General features: G+C 40.6%; 13 protein-coding genes. All 13 read left to right on the top strand.

The genetic code is table 11. The features are described from left to right. The first annotated feature begins 1 nt into the window (after position 1). A complete protein-coding gene (locus HWV58_RS01595) occupies positions 2-1627 on the top strand; it encodes a RagB/SusD family nutrient uptake outer membrane protein (RefSeq protein WP_175632380.1) in 1626 nt (541 codons plus the stop codon). An 11-nt stretch (positions 1628-1638) separates the two neighbouring features. Further along, on the top strand, positions 1639-2307 hold the full coding sequence (locus HWV58_RS01590) for a fasciclin domain-containing protein (RefSeq protein ID WP_175632379.1): 669 nt from the start codon (positions 1639-1641) through the stop codon (positions 2305-2307). 4 nt (positions 2308-2311) lie between these two features. Then, positions 2312-3343, top strand: a complete 1032-nt coding sequence (locus HWV58_RS01585) for a DUF5007 domain-containing protein (RefSeq protein ID WP_175632378.1) — start codon at positions 2312-2314, stop codon at positions 3341-3343. Between the two features lie 35 nt (positions 3344-3378). Further along, positions 3379-6552, top strand: a complete 3174-nt coding sequence (locus HWV58_RS01580) for a SusC/RagA family TonB-linked outer membrane protein (RefSeq protein ID WP_175632377.1) — start codon at positions 3379-3381, stop codon at positions 6550-6552. A gap of 12 nt (positions 6553-6564) precedes the next feature. Beyond that, positions 6565-8067 carry a RagB/SusD family nutrient uptake outer membrane protein gene (locus tag HWV58_RS01575; protein WP_175632376.1) on the top strand — a complete coding sequence of 501 codons (1503 nt, stop codon included), beginning with the start codon at positions 6565-6567 and terminating at the stop codon, positions 8065-8067. 11 nt (positions 8068-8078) lie between these two features. Continuing rightward, positions 8079-8831 (top strand): fasciclin domain-containing protein, encoded by a 753-nt coding sequence (locus tag HWV58_RS01570; RefSeq protein ID WP_175632375.1) that lies wholly within the window; start codon positions 8079-8081, stop codon positions 8829-8831. Between the two features lie 99 nt (positions 8832-8930). Next, complete coding sequence (locus tag HWV58_RS01565; RefSeq protein WP_175632374.1) at positions 8931-10520, top strand: DUF5008 domain-containing protein; 1590 nt, start codon at positions 8931-8933, stop codon at positions 10518-10520. A gap of 24 nt (positions 10521-10544) precedes the next feature. Continuing rightward, a complete protein-coding gene (locus tag HWV58_RS01560) occupies positions 10545-12290 on the top strand; it encodes a LamG-like jellyroll fold domain-containing protein (RefSeq protein WP_175632373.1) in 1746 nt (581 codons plus the stop codon). Positions 12291-12316: 26 nt separating this feature from the next. Continuing rightward, positions 12317-14293 carry a M60 family metallopeptidase gene (locus tag HWV58_RS01555; protein WP_175632372.1) on the top strand — a complete coding sequence of 659 codons (1977 nt, stop codon included), beginning with the start codon at positions 12317-12319 and terminating at the stop codon, positions 14291-14293. Positions 14294-14312: 19 nt separating this feature from the next. Beyond that, entirely contained in the window at positions 14313-15998 is a 1686-nt protein-coding gene (locus HWV58_RS01550) for a DUF4983 domain-containing protein (protein WP_175632371.1), read from the top strand. A gap of 177 nt (positions 15999-16175) precedes the next feature. Next, positions 16176-16556: a hypothetical protein gene (locus HWV58_RS01545; protein WP_175632370.1), complete on the top strand. Its 381-nt coding sequence runs from the start codon at positions 16176-16178 to the stop codon at positions 16554-16556. A gap of 60 nt (positions 16557-16616) precedes the next feature. Further along, positions 16617-17501: an AraC family transcriptional regulator gene (locus HWV58_RS01540; protein ID WP_175632369.1), complete on the top strand. Its 885-nt coding sequence runs from the start codon at positions 16617-16619 to the stop codon at positions 17499-17501. Positions 17502-17917: 416 nt separating this feature from the next. Further along, positions 17918-18412 carry a hypothetical protein gene (locus HWV58_RS01535; protein WP_175632368.1) on the top strand — a complete coding sequence of 165 codons (495 nt, stop codon included), beginning with the start codon at positions 17918-17920 and terminating at the stop codon, positions 18410-18412. Positions 18413-18556: the final 144 nt, after the last annotated feature.

Genomic DNA, 18556 nt, shown 5'->3' with positions numbered 1-18556 from the left:
CATGACATTTAATTTAAAACATAATAGAATTTACCACAAAAGCGCTGTTGTCTTTGTACTGATGCTGGTATTAATCGGTGGCGCGTGTAAGAAGATTGATGATACGCAATCTACAAGGCTACAGAAAGAAACCGATTCGTGGAAAACCATTGATGATGCCAAAGCAAATTTAATTGGTATGTATGCTTTAATGCGTAATGCATTGGCCTCGGATAACGGCCACTGGTTAATGGGGGATTTAAGAAACGGCGATTTCGCTTCAATCAACCGTGCCGATTTGCAGGCCATCGTAGAAGGAAGGCTGAACGCTTCTTACCCAGTAATTAATAACATTACCAACTGGAGAAGATTTTACGCGGTAGTAAATGCGACAACCATATTTATAGAGCGTTCCTCGCAAATAGCCAAACTAGATAATCGATACACCCTAGCAAATAACAACGTGGATATTGCTCAGGCCAGGGCTTTGCGTGCTTTTGCATATTTCTACATGGTACGGATCTGGGGCGATGTGCCCTTGCTTACTTCTACCCACGATGGTGACTTTATAAAAGCACCAAGAGCTTCCAAAGAAAAAGTGTTGTCGTTCTGTAAAACGGAATTATTGGCTGCGGCACAGGTGGTACCCTTTAGGTATGGTGGTTCGGATGTAATTCTTCCAGGCGCTTACTACGGCCTTACTGTAAGTACCGATCCAAATTGGTATGGCACATTGATGACCAGAATTTCAGTTTATTGTCTGCTGGCACATGTTACTGCCTGGCAGCAAAACTATCTGGAAACAGATATCTATACCAAGTTTGTATTGGATAATTATACCCAGTTGGTAGAACCAGGGGTGACTACTTATAATTGCAGGTACCTGACTATTAATGAACTTACCTTAAACGTACGCACTAATGAAACCCAGCAGGTTAATCCATTTGCATATAAACGCGCAACCCAGTTGGTTGGTTTTGCTTTTGAATATGGTTATGGGTATTCATCTGCCAATGGCCACATTGAGCAGTTGACCTTAGCTGCCCCATTTGTGCCCAAAGCGCAGCCAGAGATTTACGTCCCTAAAGATAGTATCCGCCGCATTTTTACCAATCCTGCTGATTTAAGGTTTAGCATAGATCCGCAGACTGGCTTATACAGAGAAAATTATTTTATACAGTATGGTACACAGCGGCCTATGTTCAGTAAAATCAAGATTATTGAGGCAGTGGCAAATACCAGTGATTATGCTGTATTCTCATCGGCTGTATTATTTACACGATTAGAGGAAATTACACTTTTAAGGGCCGAAGCTCTTGCAGTAATGGGACAAAGAGATAATGCCATTGCGGCCCTAAACAAAGCAGCAGCACTTAGGGGATACATTCCGTATCCCGATGGCTCAACTAAAGATTTAATTAACGAAATCTTTGCTGAAAGAAGGAGAGAATTAATGGGGGAGGGCTGGAGATGGTATGATCTGGTACGCTACAATAGAATTAAGAGAACCGCTGGCACCTTTATTACCAAGAACGGGCAGCCGCTAAGTTTTGCACAGGCCGAAAGCGCAGGGGCAATCTATTGGCCGGTTTCGCAGGATGTAATCAATGCCAACCCAAACATTACACAAAATAATTTCTGGCAATAACTAGCATATCAATGAAATTAAATATCAGAATAAAACACTTATTAGTAGTGATGATGGCCTGCCTGGTTTGGTCCTCATGTAAAAAAGATTCGCCATACCGCGACTATCAGAACGAAATAACTGAATTTAACGGCAATGTGGTTCAGTATCTGGAAACCCAGCAAACTACATTCAGTTCGCTGTTGATGGTATTGAATAGAACTCCCGATTTAAAGACAGCACTTAGCGATAGTAAGGTAACCCTTTTTGCACCCACCAACGATAATTTTGCGGCTGCACTTTATGAACTTAATCAGGTTAGAACTGAACAGGGTAAAGCGGCGGTGACTTTAGAAAATGCTGACCTAACAGAGTTGGAGATCATGATGGATAAGTATATCATAGCTGGTAGGAACACAACCGATTTTTATAGGCCTTTCCTTGATGGCTCTTATGCAAGCTCGATCAAATTCAAGTATCAGATGCATATCCAATATCAGAAACAAAACGCATCAGGCTATCAGGGTGGTGGGCCGGTGAGCGTTACTTTTTCCGATCCTAAAAACCTTACCGTAAAAACCAACTGGCAAAGAACTGTAACCAATGCGGTAAACATCAAAACCAGTAATGGAATCATTAATATTTTAAGCCCGACTCACATTTTCGGTTTTGGCGATTTTACTACCAAATTAAACAAATAATGCAATGAAATTAGTTAAATATCAATCAAAGTTATATTATCTGTTAATGCTGCTGGTAATAATTTTAGCAGGCTGCAAGCGAAATCTGCCTGATGACGCGCTCTCTCTTAGTAAAGATACCCAGTTTACAAAAACGGTATATGAGCCTGTTTTGGGCCGGAATAACCTTTTTAGCGGAAACTTTAACCCGGGCACATCATCTTTGCCCTTAAATTTTAAAATTGTAAACATGCGGAGGTTCAATGGCGAATCCGCCCCTGAACTTACCGATTATTTTCCGGTTAAAATTTGGAAAAAAGCTTACGATGGTAGCGAAAAATCGCTCGAAGAAATAGAGGCCAAAAGAGGGGTCGAAAATCACAAACTTTTCGAAATCAGGGAGCACTCAGGTCAGTTTTTGATGTGGGATGCTGCTAAATCGGATTTCGTGAAATCGCAGCCAGATTCAGGTTACGTATTCGATGTAGAAATGTCTAATTCTGGCGGTAAAAGATATTTCCAGAAAATGAGGTTGAGGCCTTTTAGAGAAAGGCCTTACGAGCCTTCGAACTTTGATGCCATTACAGGACAAGAGGTAAGAACTTCAGTTAATCCATCAGTCATCAGCAATATCCGTGGCGAGCGCACCAACCGTTTTCTGGGTAGTTCAGATATACAGGTATTGTTCAACAAAGTCAGTGGAGGGCCTGGTAATACCATTACTTTCAAATTCGTAGACACCCTTTTCCGTACCATTGATCCCAATAAATTTGCCACAACACAATGGGATAACGTGGTACACGGTTTTAATATGGTAAAAACAAATGAAAAAGTAACCTATCAGGTGGCTTACCCTATCCCATTGAATGATTTTCCAACCAAATACACGACCAGTTCGGGCGCACAGGCCAGTTCTTTATTCAGGTTCGAGCGAATTGGTTTTGGAAATGTATTGCAAAAATCAATCATTGGGCTAAACTATAATATTTACGAAAAGGGCGACTGGGAGATCATCTTCTGGTTTAAAACCGAGAAACCAAAATTTGTTAACGACTAATGGAGACAGGATTAAAAACTAAGCAAAATATATTCATGATGAAATATTTTTATGCAATCCTAATGGTGCTGCTAATCGGTTTGCTTAACCAAGTTCAGGCACAGGAAAAAATTGCAGTTACTGGCAAGGTAATAGATGCCAGCTCAGTAAAAAAAGAAACCATCCCCGGTGTAACCATTATACTCGTTGCTAGCAACCAGGTCATCGGCCAAACCGATAATGACGGAAATTTTAGGGTAACGGTAGCTGGAAATGCGGAATTGAAATTCAGTTATGTAGGGATGGCGGCGATCACTGTTAAAGTAAACAACAGGCGCAATATCAACATTACCTTAGAGCCGCTAAACAATAATTTAAAAACAGTGGAGGTGGTTTCGGCAGGTTATGTAACCAAAACCAGAACACTCTCTACCGGGTCAATTGTAAAGATTTCGGGTAGTGAAATCCAGGGACAGCCAGCAGGCGATGCAATTTCGCTCTTGCAGGGTAAGGTTGCAGGTTTAAATATCCAGAACAATACAGGTGCACCAGGTTTCAGGGGATCGGTTCAGGTACGTGGCTTGTCGAATATTAATGTTAGTGGATCGGGTAACAATGCGTACTTAACGCCAACCTCGCCATTGTATGTAATTGATGGCGTGCCGGTCGATGATAATTCGACATTTTCTTACGGCTTCCAACAGGCAGGCCCAGGTACTTCGCCGGCCTCGCAGATTCCCGCAGAGGATATTGAAGAAATACAATTACTAAAAGATGCAGCAGCAACTGCATTATACGGTTCTCGTGGAGCTTATGGGGTTATTTTAATTACCACAAAAAGAGGTAGTTCTAAAGTGCCGGTGGTACGCTATCAGGGATCTGCATTTTTAAGCACCGTGCCACAGCTGAGAGCGGTAATTGGGGGCGTAGAAGAACGTAATATGCGATTAAGACAGATTATGCAATACGATTCTACCTACTACCATGCATTAGGTACCATTAATGCAGTTGATTTTCTTTCTGATAGCTTAAATGCATATTACAATAACTCCACCAATTGGCAATCCTATTTCTATAGGCCTACCTATAACCAAAATCACAATTTATCCATCTCGGGTGGAGATGTTGCCTTTAACTATAAAGTTGCGTTGGGTTTATATGATGAGGATGGTGTTCAACAAAATACAGGCTATTCAAGGTATATTTTAAATACGACCATGACTTACAATCCCAGCCGTAAGTTTAAAATTTTAGGCCAGTTGAATAACTCGGTACAACGGCAGCAAACAGGAAGTGGTAACGGTATCTTTAACACCGGGGTGGCCACGGGGGGGAGCTCATCCTCTTTACTGCCGCCACCATCTTTGTATTCATCTGTAAACCAGGTACAGGGAGCTACAGAAAGCGACAACGATAACAAGACCCTGAACACCTTTGCTGTTGTGCAGCTGGATTATGAAATATTAAAGAATTTTAAAGCGAGTACGGTAATCAATTACACCAACATTACCGGTACCAGGGATAATTTTGTACCCGCTTCGCTTAATGGTGGTTTTGCTAATTTTTATTCGTACAATGACCGTTCTACAAAATTGTATAACAGGAGTAGCTTAAGTTATGTTTATACCATAAATGATAAAGCCAATGAGCCTGCACATAACTTTAGTGTTTTTGCTTTTACAGAAATCAATAGCTCAAATTTTAAAGCAGATGCAATTCTAAACGACCGTACTATAAATAGCTTTATCCGTGGCCCAATTACCCATAACCCGGCTTATAATCAAACTTTAGGTGGAACTTTAGATAATTTCAGCGATTTCAGATCGGTGGGATTTGCAGGCCAGTTTTCTTATAACTACAAACAAAAATATGTAATTGATTTTAACTACCGTGTTGATGGAACTTCTACCAATGGCCCATTGGCAGGCTATGTTAAAAATCCATCTGTTTCGGTAAAGTGGAATTTTGACAAAGAAAACTTTCTAGCCGGAAACCATTGGTTGGACTATGGCGATATCCGTTTCAGTTACGGTAGTAATATCCAGCCTAATGGAAGTATTTATGATGTATACGGACGGTATTTTGGAGGTGGTACCTATAGCAATAACCAATCGGTGGTGATAGATCTGAGTCGTTTACCCAACTTAAGTTTACAACCAACAAAAAACACAACTTTAAATGCAGGACTTGATTTTAGTATTTTCAAAAACAAACTAAACTTCAGTTTTGATACCTATTACAAACAGGTTGATAACATTTTCCGCGAAAAGGGAATTGCAAATATCAACTCTTTCTCAAATGTAACCACGGTAGAAACCAGTAATGTTAACTATGGTTGGGAATTTCAGCTAAACTCCAGGCCTTTAAATCCAAACAGTCCTTTTAAACTCAATGTCTATGCTAATTTAGCCATTAATAAGGAAGTTTTGGCTGCCTTACCCGATGGTGCAAGACAATTAATTGCTCTGGATCCGGATTTCGCACAGGACATATATTACAGACTGGGTATAAATTCGCTTTCTAATTTTCTATATAATACAAAAGGTGTTTACAATAGCACTGATGATGTACCTTTTGATCCGATGACAGGTAAGCGTTACAGAACAGGTGGTACGGGGATCAGGAACTACTTTAGAGCCGGCGACCCTATTTATACCGATTTAAACGGCGATTATATTTTAGATGCAAATGACAGAGTGGTGGCCGGTAACTCACAACCGCAAATTACCGGCGGTATAGGTGCATTATTAAACTATAAAAACTGGAGTGTTGAAGTAAATGGATCATTCACCCTGGTAAGGGATATTTTAAATAATGCTTTAGCAGCACAGTTTAGAAACTTTAACAATCCTACAAGACTTGGAAATTTGGTGCCTTTATCGCAATACAGTTATTGGACAGGGGTAGGAAATAATGGAATTTACCCGAATCCACTCGATTATACCAGGGCATCAATTGTCGATCCATTCCGTTATGGACAAACACTCTTCCAGGAAGACGGAACTTATTTTAAGCTGAACTCCATTAAACTTTATTACACTTTGAACAAAAGTTTTTCAAGCAAGTTCGGAATCAACCGCGCTAACGTATACATTACGGCGCAAAACCTTGGCTTTTTAACTAATTATTCTGGCCCTAATCCGGAAGCAGTAACGGCACTTGGACGCGATAGTTCTGGAGGTTATCCGTTGAGCAAACAATATGTACTGGGCTTAAACCTCGAATTTTAACCGGAAACCCATATGAAAAAAATTACCTATATCATATTTATAGCCATCATGAGCGTTGGCGCGCTGAGCTGTAAAAAGTTTTTAAATGTTACACCGATAGATAATCTTTCCGGCAATAATTATTGGCAAAATGAAGCCGATGTAGAAAAATTTGTAAACGGTATTTATATTAAACTAAGAGGAAGAATACTGAATAATGGGAGCACCTTTTATACTTTTGCCGATCTTAGGTGCGCACCGGTAATCAATTCAGCCAATATTGCTGGTTTTACAAACCTGATCAATAATGATCTAAAAGGTGCTATTGCATCGACAAACGGCGACTATTATTTCTATAATTTCAAGGCAGCCACTGAATGGAAATCTTATTACGATGTCATTGGTAGTGCTAATATCATGGTAAAAGAGGTAAGTGAAATGCCTGGTTCTGTCATCTCGGAAGAAACCAGAAAAAGATATATTGCCGAAGGTGTTTTCTTAAGAAACCTGTGCTATTTCCTATTGGTGAGGATGTATGGTGATGTTCCATATTATACAAATGCCTATAATGATCAACCTTTGGGCAGAACCAACCAGGTTAATGTAATGAAAAACTGTATTGCTGACATGGCTGCAGTAAAAGATGATTTACCATTAACCTATATTGATGCCAGCCAAGTTGGTACAAGGGCTATGCGCGGCGCGGCATTAGCCTTAATGATGCATATGAACATGTGGGCCGCCGGATTTGATAATGGAATTAAAACCTCTTACTATGAGCAGGTTGTTAAATATGGACAGGAGCTAAGCAGCTATGCCGATTATAGCCTTTTAGATTATACTATCGATAACAATAAAAAGATTTTCAAGGGCAATACCAAGGAAAGCCTTTTCGAAATTGTTTCGAATGCAAATTATGGGGAAGTGCTTTCTCAATATGACAATCCATCGATCTTCTTCTCTAAATATCCATTCCGCGGTACAGTAACAACTACAACCTCACAAATGTACTATTCAGTAAAGTTTATGCAGAAAGTGTTTCCTGCAGGAAATAGTGATGTACGCAGAAGCTTATGGTTCGAAAATGCCGATTTGGGAAATAATACTTTTCAGTTGAAGAAGTTTGCCAATACCTATCCGAGTGGTACAAACAACAGTATTTCTCATGATGATAGCCGAATTATCTTCCGTTTGCCTGATGCCTTGTTATTAACTGCAGAAGCCGCGGCAAATCTAGAAGATTATGCTACCGCGCAAACCTTTGTAAATAAAGTAAGGGCAAGAGCCCAGGCCACTCCCTTTAGTTCTACAGGCGATCAGTTAAGGGACGATATCTATTATGAACGTGTGAGAGAATTGTTTTGTGAGGGCCAGTATTTTTACGATCTGGTACGCACCAAACGGATTTTAGATTCTGAATATTCGGATCATCCAATTGGTGTTGCCGATTTTAATGCAGGCGCCTGGACATGGCCAATCAGTGAATCGGCCCTGGCAAACAATCCTAATATGACTTTGAATAATTTCTGGAGATAAAAATTAAAGAGATGAAAAATAAAAACATTAAGCTAGTATTCGCAGCTATTGCATTGCTTTTGGCAACTGCCTGCAATAAAGAATATTATGTAGACTCAGGGGTGCTGACGCCAACCTACAACGGAACCATACTCCAATACCTAAAATCGAAACCAGCCATGTTCGATACCACAGTAAGGGTAATTGCTCTTGCTGGGATGAATGATGTGCTGGACAAGGAGAACTTAACATTTTTTGCGCCAACGAGTTCTTCTATTTATAAATCTGTAAGGGCTTTGAATGCATATCTGATACAGAATGGAAGAGACACTGTAAGGGAACTCTCGCAGATTAAACGCGAGGTATGGCGAAAAACACTTTCCCAATACATTTTTAAAGGTACTAACCGTTTGAAAGATTACCCGCAATTAGACACCTTAGCTTATACTGCATTTCCCGGACAGTCTTTTTCCTCCTATGAGAATGGAAGGATTATGAATATAGGTGTGATATTTAATGATGCCGTAAGCGGATCTACCAGTATTAAATACGCGGGTTACAGGCAATTGTTCCTATCCTATATAAAGGACTTCACTAAACCCCAGCAAAGTTTGGTCAATATACCGGTTGCCACCTCAGATATTGCGCCATCCAACGGAATCATACATGTATTAAGGCAGGCCACACTGTCAGGTAGTACCTTGGTTAACAAGCATAATTTCGGGTTTGTGAACAACATTTTCATAAATGATGTGCTGGCCAGTGGAATAACGCCAATACAGTAATAATTTTTTCAATGATTAGCGATTTAGAAGATGATATCTCTTTATAATAAAAATACAACCAGGTTTTTTCAAGTCGGATTTTTTCTTCTGACCATACTTTTGTCTGCCTGCAAGAAGAATGAAGTAGAATTGAAAGATCCCTATGCCAATGGTAAAGAACCACTAGGCATTCAATTTAAGTCAAAGGCCCTTAGCCCTGCCATAGCTTCCGCTGGCGATGAAGTGGATGTTAACATCAGAGGTTTGTTAAAATACACAGGTAAATTTAAATTGTATGTTAATGAAATTGAAGCCGAAGTATTAAATTTTACCGATAGTACCCTAAAGTTTAAGGTGCCGGTAAATGCTAGTAGTGGTGGTGTCTGGATTACGGTTAATGATCCTACCCTTGATAATCAGACCTTTTTTGGGCCAACCATTCAAATTACCGGTAAAGTAAGCTTCGATGCCGGGTTTCAGGTTGTGAATGGTTCTAATTTTCCAATTTATGATATTTTACGTTTGCCGGCCGGTGGTTACTTTTTAACGGGGGCGTTTACGGACTATGAAAACAGGGCTACCAAGGATCTTCCGGTAGGTAATGTTGCACAGATAAATGCCGCAGGTGCAGTAGAAACAGCCTTAAAATTTGGTATCGGAGCAAACTATCTGGTTAATTCGGTAACCAGGATTTCTAGTGGTAGCGAGAATGGCAAATTCTTAATTGCAGGTAATTTTTCATCCTTTAATACCAAGCGAACAAACAGGGCCAACATAAACAGCATTACCCGCTTGAACGTAGACGGGACTTTAGACTCGACTATTATTGACGTGGTAAATGCCACACCTAATGATCCTTCAAAAAACCGAGATACTGTACCAACTTTTAACGGTGGGGTACAAGGCACAATAAAGAAGATTTTTATTTACAACGACCAAATTTATGCCGTAGGTAATTTTGATTACTATTTAAGGGCTTTTTACGAAAGGTCCACATACGATTCGAAAGTTTTCGACCGCGTACTGATGAGGCAAATGGTGCGCATGAATATGGATGGTTCATTGGACCAGACATTTCACTACAACGCCGGGACAAAACAAAGTCCTAATGCGGCAAACGGGAGCATTAACGATGCAATACAGTTGCCCGACGGTAAATTGGTGCTCGTAGGTACTTTTACCACCTTTAATGGGGTAAGCAGAAATCGCGTGGTGAGAATAAATTTAGATGGATCTGTAGATAATTCTTTCAATATCGGAACAGGTGCGGATGATGAAATTACCTCCATTACCTACAATGCAACTACAAACAAATTATTGGTAGGTGGAATTTTCAAGAGTTTTAACGGGCAGCCCCGTACCGGAGTGGCCATGTTAGATGCAGACGGTGCCCTAACGACAAGCTTTACTTTTCCAAGCCTAAGTGGCGGCATTGTCAGTTTCGCCGGCCAATTAAACAACGGAAAAATAGTAGTTGCGGGAAGCTTTAACCTTTATAGAAATATCCTGCGACAGGGATTTATGATTTTAAATGCCGATGGGACCTTAGCCAGTGGCTATAATAATACCGGGGTATTTCAAGGTACAATAGAAAAGATGATCGAAACTACTTCTACGGCAGGAAATCCGGCAGTCGTTTTAGTTGGGAATATTTTCAGGTTCGATAATATTCCGGTTAAAAATATATTGAGGGTAGAACTGCTTAACTAATTAAAATATTCAAATCTCACAAATATGGGACAATTAAAAATATGGCTTTCAAATCTGGGCACTTGGTGTGTATCGGTTTGTTTTTTTGCCTTTGTACTACTGGGTAGTGCTTGTAACAAAAATTTTGATAATGTAATTCCAGTCAACACCAGAAATGACACTGTAGGGGTAAGTTCGGGTAAGCCAAAAGTGCTTTATATTATTTTAGATGGGGTGAAGGGTTCCGCCGTGGCCGCAATTAAGCCCCCAAAAATTACAGAAATTAATAAAAATGCAATTTATTCTTTTGTAGGTTTAACCGATAGTACTCAATTGCCGGTAAGCAATGCGGGAGCCTGGGCAAGTTTAACGACAGGTGTGGACCCAAAATTTCACAAAGTGTCTGGCGATAGCTTTGTTGGAAATGATTTAACAACTTATCCAACGTTATTTACCAGAATCAAACAAGAGAAACCAAAATTTGCTACGGTTTCTTATGCCGCAAGTGGTTCTTTTACGCAAAATTTGGCGGGTGATGCAACCGAAAAGCAAACTTTAGCATCAGATGCTGAAGTAAAAACATCAACCTTAGCCAAGCTAAAAGATGGTAATGCCGATTTAATTGTGGCGCAGTTTCATGGGGCAGAAACTGTTGGCTTGGCAAGCGGGTATACCGAAACGAATACCGCTTATAGTGCGGCTATCGTAACCTTGGATACTTACATAGGTGAAATGGTAGCCGCTCTAAAAGCACGTGCGACTTTTCGTGATGAAAACTGGTTGGTAGTGATTGCTTCAAATAAAGGAGGCGCAACGAATAATCCACGTACAGATTTTAGCCTTTTTGGAGATGATACGCGCAATACTTATGTCGCATTATACAATCCTAAATTTGCAGCGAAACTGTTAGGTAAGCCTAATACTACCGATGTACCCTATGCAGGTAGTGCGCCAAGGTTCCAGTCAACAGATGCAACAAAGGTTACTGCATCATTAACCTCCACAACTGTTGGTAATTTTGGTACAACAGGCGATTATGTAGTGATGTTTAAAATCCGTAATGATGCTGGGTCAGACGCTTTTTGGCCACCGTTCTTAGGTAAAAGATCTACCTTTTCAGGTGTGGGTAGTGGAGGTTATTTATTCTCTTTTTCAGGTAAACTCTTCCAGTTTGATTTTGCAGATTCATCACGGCCTGATGTGAATACAATCAGAGATGGTCAATGGCACACGATAGCTATCAGATTATCCATGGAAGGTGGAAAAAGATTCCTGAGGGTTTATTCAGATGGTGTAAGAAGTACCAATGCTATATACCCACTTGATGTAACCACAAAACTTACCGATAACACTTCTGCTTTCAGAATTGGTGCTGAGGCAACCGTTGGTAAGGCCACCAATTTTTTATTAAGAGATTTGGCCATATTTAAAGTGGCCATGACCGATGCGGAGGTAATTAACTATATGAAAAGGGAAGTTACCGTCAATCATCCATATTTTGCAAACTTAGAAGGCTGGTGGCCGTGTAAAGAAGGTACCGGATTTTTATTAAAAGACCGTTCGGGCAAAAACAACGATTTTGTTTTAACCAGTAATGCTACCTGGGCAACATTTAACGATTTGTCGCCAAACATCAATCCCGAAATAGTAGGAGCAGCTTACCGTACGGTACCAAACAATGTAGATTTACCTTTTCAAATCTATAACTGGTTAGGTATTCTGCCACGAACCGAGTGGAACCTATCGGGCAAAGCCTGGCCACCCACTTTTACTGATGTGTTAACGAACTAATTTTATTGTATTAGATGAAATTTCAAATGAAAAGCATATTAAAGCTAACGATATTGATAAGCATAGTAGCTTTATCAGCGTGTAAAAAATACGGATACGAAGTAGAAGATGGCTATGATGATAACTCTGGAAATGTTAAGAGCATAACAGTGGATACCAACAGGTTATTTGTTGATCGTTCTGCCTTCGCTAAAGCCAGGGTTTTTCCTGGATTGGTGGGAGATGGCGAACCACGGGTCACCGATGCAAAATTTGCCCTGAATTTAAACTTTAGTGCCCAAACTGCCGATATTTTACGGATTTCTGTTGCACCACAACCTCAGTTTGGTACGGGATACTATGCGCCGCCAGGAGAGCTAATCAAAATTGTAGTTCCCCAGGGCGCAGAGGGATTGAGCGTGCAGGTTGGCGGGCATACCGATAATTTGACTGGAGTGAGTCCTTTGCTTCGAGATCCGATTATTGTGGTTAAAAAACAATTGTTTGCCGGTGTAAATTACGTACGTAATCTTTATGGTGGCTATATCTATATTAATGCTACCTTTTCTTATCCCAATCCGATAGAATTTAGCATCACAGGAGCATGCGTGGCCCCTGATTTCGAATTGGGCAAGTCAAACGATGCGGCTTGGATTGCACAGGTTAAAGCATCACAGGTACCCTGGTTAGAACTTCGCTGCAGAAGTGTAGTGTATTTGGTGCCGCGAGATCTGATTGTGGAGAAGTTTACTTCATCGCGCGACCCGCTAACCAACCCAACAGCATTGATGACCAAATGGAACGAAATTTTTGATGAACATTATAACGCTTGGATGGGTTTATCGCCCAATGCGGCAGATGTGCGCGACAGAAGCCCACAGGGCCCCTGGAGAGGCACAGTAGATATTCAGATCAGCGGTTTCCCTACGGCTGCGGGGCATTCTGGTTTTCCTTTTATGGGTTTACTAAACTATAATGGTAGCGAGTGGTTTCAAACCTGGGTAAGTTTAAATCAACTTACCACCAATCAGCCTCATCCAAACTGGGGTACTTACCACGAATTTGGACACAACTGCCAGCAAAACACAACATGGAACTGGTCTGCTTTGGGAGAATCGACCAATAACCTCTTCTCTTATAAGGTAGCCAAAGCTTATGGTCAGGATTTCAAAATTCTACACGCACCTAACGAGTGGAACGACATTGCCTTAGCTTATGCTGCCACGCCACCCAGCGCTACCAAAAACTTTGATGTAGACCTCAATGGCGGTAGAGAAAATGGATCATTTGCCCGAACAGTTCCTTTTGTACAACTACTAGAAAAATTTGACTACGGCCTGTTAACCTATATCTATACCAAAGCAAGACATGCACCTCGATTGGCCAATAACGATCAGGACAAAAAGGATAATTTTTATGAGTGGGCCTGCGAATATACCAAAACCGATTTAATCCAGTTCTTCAGTGCCTGGGGTATAACAGTAAGCAACGTTTCGCAAGCAAAAATTAAGGCGGCAAACTACCCAGCGCTTGCAAAAGCGATATGGACCTATAATATTATGACAGGAACAGGAGGAGATGGACCTGTGCCAGTTATTGCGACACCTATTCCAACGACTGTTATTTCAGCAAGTTCTCCGGCTCAGGAAGGATCTTTGGCCAATTTGGTTGATAATAATACCGCAACTATTTATCATTCAAAGTATTCATCACCTACCCCTGCAGAAAGTTTTCCTTTTACCATTATCGAGAGTACTGGCGCTGCTGCTGCACCTGTTAAAGGGATTAGTTTTGTGCAAAGGATTGGTACATCTAATGGCTATGTAAGAAATGTTGAAATTTATACCAGTCCAGATAATGTGACCTATACACTTGCGGGCTCTACAACGGTACCACAAAACGAAACGCGGTATAATTATGCATTTCCTGGAGGAACAATCACCACCAGGTATGTAAAAGTAATTGTAAGAACAGGAGCAAGTACTTCATTTATGTCCTTATCAGAACTTACACTATTTAAATAAGCCCTAAAAATATATTAACATGATTTATTTTTTAAATAAAAAACAGATTTTCTTGGCACTGTCCTTAGCTGTCATGTCGATTGCTGGCTGTAAGAAATATCCTAACCCACCATCTTTTAACGAAGAACTTGATAATTCTGTTACACCTTCAAGAAAAGTAATTGTAATTAGTATTGATGGCGTTACGGGCTCAGAATTAAAAACCATTGCGCCACCAACCATTATGGCATTGTTGCCTACCAGTAAATATTCTTTTGCTACCTTTAAATCGGCGGTGGCAACTGATGCCGCTACTTGGACATCGATGCTTACAGGTGTACCTTATACCAAACACCTTGTGTCTACAGATGATTTTCAGCCTACAACTGATCCAAATTCAGGAGAGCACGATGCAGTACCTATCAGAAGAAATGTTTTAGATTACATTATGAGCGGTATCGGTACTAAAACAGCTTTTGTAAGCCCTTGGGCCAACTTACGCAATTATGTGAAGGTTGCGGATTACAGGCCCATCGTAAATACCGATCAGGCCGCTAAGGATTCAACCATTGCGCTGTTGGGCAAGTACGAAGGAATCGGCGCCACAGTGGTTAACTTTAGAGAAGTTGAAGCTGCAGGCGCAAATGGTGGTTATTTAGCCACTAATGATGTTTATAAAAACGCCATATTGAAGGCAGATGGTTATATAGATGAAATTATCAAAGCCATTAAAGCACGCAAAACATACGCGAATGAAGAATGGCTGTTCATAATTACTTCCAATCATGGCGGAAGCAGTGAAAATCCGACCAATGGTTTTCTGGTTGTAAATAACCCGGCATTAAAATCATTTGAGTTAAAAAAAATTGGCTACAACTCTGTCCTGTTTACGGGCACAAGCGTATTTGCACAAGTTGCCCAAGATAATGGTTTATATAATGCGGGGAACGATAAAGATTTTACTGTACAAGCCCAGGTTAAGATAATTAAAGGGGGCACAGGATATGTTGGTTTTCTCTCAAAAGGCACAGGCTATAAAGATGCCACAAAAAATCCAAGTGGAGGCACAGGCTGGACATTTGGTACCTGGGCGAGCCAATGGAGGCCTTATTACAGTGGTACATGGTTTCAAGGTGATCAGGGGCGGTTGACTGATGTAGCCTGGCATACCCTTACCATGACGGTTAAAAGGGTTAATGCTACAACCAGGACGGCAATATGTTATTATGATGGAGTTAAAGCTGCAACAGAAGCCAATTGGAATGCCCAGACACTTACATCCACTGATCCATTAAGAGTGGGATTTAAATATTGCGGATCAGGTGATCCGATGGATTATTATGTCGCGAATCTAGCCTATTTCCAGACTGCTTTGGACGCTCCAACAATTCAGGCGAATCTAAATCTTAAAGATATTACCAAACATCCTAATTATAATAGCTTAATTGGTTTTTGGAAAATGGACGAGGGGGCAGAAGGTACACTGCAAAATACCGCCCAGGTTGGATATAACATGAATTTATCGGGTAACTATGTCTGGAATGCATTGGGTGCAGATGCACCATCGCAATCAACCTTCGAGGGTACAACCGGTTATTCTTTGGCACCAGCGGTTGCCGATATTGGTGCATTAATGATGTATTGGACAAAAACCAAAATCGATCCGGTATTTGATATCACCGGAAAACCATTTATAAAAGATTTCGAAAAAGAGTTTTTAAAATAATAAAAACTCACTACGCAAAACATCTGCCTGCGATTTAGAAGGCGGGTGTTTTTGCTGCATCCCAATGGAGATTATGGGCTATTTGAATTGGTAGTTAAAGCATGACGTATTTCTTCTGCCACAGTAGCAGTTAAGCCAGAAAAATGCAAATATTTAATAAGAACAGGTCGATAAGTGATGATGGTAAATAAAATAACTTACAAGGAGTATTTGGAGGCACTTGAAAGGGTGAAGGCCTTTCATAAGCAGCTAAATAATGAAGTGTTAAATGCAAGGAAGGATTTAATAACGCTCAAAAACTCGCCAGTAGAGGAAACCATTTTTAGCCTTATTGAAGGGAAAGCAAATAACAGGATAATTTTTGCACTCAGGTCTTTTTTGGAATCTGAAGTTTGTTATCAAAAGATACCGTTCGCCTCGGCCGCTGATGTTCCGGTTGTGTTTTTTATCGAAAAGTATACCTTAAGCCAATTGCGGGGAATTAGGGGCTTAGGACGCAATAGCCTTATTCTGATCAATGAGATATTGGTGCATGCCGGACATAATACAATGAGGTAGTCGCACCGAACAGACAGCTGAAAGGCGGTGGGAAATAAAAATTCAATAGTATAATTTATAATGAAAGTTTTACCTTTTACCATTTTATATCCAAACGAGAAGAGTATTATCGCAGAACGTATTTTGGATACTCATTTTTACCCACACCTGCACCGGCACGATGAACTTCAGATGACCTGGATTGTAAGGGGGAAGGGGATCGTAATTTCGGGAAACAACCTGCATGATTTCTGTCCGGGCGACATTTTTATGTTCGGATCCAACATTCCCCATTTATTAAGGGGCAACACAGACGAGGCTGGCACGGCCAGCAATGAAATTGAAGCTTATACCATTTATTTCAATTTGAAAGCAGGCATTGGAGCGATACTGAATCTCCCGGAAATGAGATCGGCCAATAGAATTTTTGAAGATTATAAAAGTGGGTTCAAGCTTAACGGCAAGCCAGCTGCGAAAATCGCCAAAATAATGGCGCACATTTACCAGGCGGAGCATGATCAGGTACTTTTAGGCTTTATCGCATTAGTCAAAGAACTTCAAAAAATTGGAAAAGTACAGCCACTTTGCCCGTTTGATTATGCGCCACAGATGACTGAAAATGAAGGGCAGCGGTTGGGTAATGTGATTAATTTTATCATGGAGCATTACCATAGGCCAATTAGTTTGGAAGAGGCTTCCAGTCAGGTATTTATGACGCCGGGGGCTTTCTGTCGTTATTTTAAAAAGCATACCGGCCGCAACTTAGTTTCTTTCGTTAACGAGGTGCGCATTAACGAAGCATGTAAGCACCTCACTGTCGGCAATGGCACAGACTCTATCGGAGAGTTGTCCTCAAGAATAGGTTTTAACAGCCTTAATAACTTTAACCGGGTATTTAAAAATTTAGTTGGCCTTTCACCACGAAATTACCTCGAACGTTACCGGACTTTAAGCCGTGCATCTTAACTGCATTATATAAGAGCTGGTAATCTGCAGGATTAATCACTTTTCTCAGGCAGAGATTTGCAGGTATTCGTTTTACTGAATTATTAAGAAAATTTTATCACTTACCAAGCGGGGCAAAAAGAACGTTTTAGTATCTATCACATAATTACTCACAATCATTCTATCGATTTCATTGTCACATATAGCGGACATTTGTCACCAAATTTCGTTCACTGTTTCATCCTTTTAAGGCTTTAAATCCAGAGATTAGAAGTATGTGTCCTAATATTCTCTTTAAATCATGACCTCATTTACGGAAACCCATAATGATGTCTTTTTACTTTGTCATACCTTGGCTCATATTAATTAAAATAATAAATATGAATACAATTTTTACAAAATCATAAATATTTGCCGTACTAGTTATTTTATTCGTGATGATGACCAGTTCCTGCAAGAAAGCAGCGCAGGATACCGTAAAACAGCCGGAGCAAGTTCCGGTAGTTTTTTCTTATGAGGGGACCTATGATTATTGCAATATCTCTTATACCGACGCGACCAATCAAACTAAAACGGTAACCAGCAGCATGGGCAAATGGATTTATAAAATCGAGAGAAAAATTTCCTTTGACCTGAAGTTGAACGTCTCATCAATCATTTCAAGCTATCAAGCCATCCAGGCTTATATCCTGAAGGACGAAGAGGTCGTATTCGGAAATCTTGGTTATAACCGCGCGGATCTATCTTACAACACAGTTTCTGGGAATGGCACCTCAAGCTTTGGTCGCTATACTCCCACCACTCCAATCGGCGGGAATGGCACAGGTGGAACCACCGCATCTACCTCTTCAGTTTGCGGGGCAAAAAACAAAACTGGAGGCTATTGCAAGCGGGTGGTTGTCGGAGGTGTCAGGTGCTGGCAGCATAAATAGATTGCCAAGACATTTCTTCAATTACATTTTACTTTAGCAAGGCACCTGCGGGGTATGTTCGCCTGTTGAAGCTCAACCCGCTGTCCACGCCAGCCCCCGCAAAAAAGCATCCACTTACAAGCCGAGGACATTTATATCTAGCCA

The organism is Pedobacter ghigonis (assembly GCF_903166585.1).
Classification (GTDB): domain Bacteria; phylum Bacteroidota; class Bacteroidia; order Sphingobacteriales; family Sphingobacteriaceae; genus Pedobacter; species Pedobacter ghigonis.
Note: the sequence above shows the minus strand (reverse complement) of the source record. Positions and strands in the feature narration are given on the sequence as shown.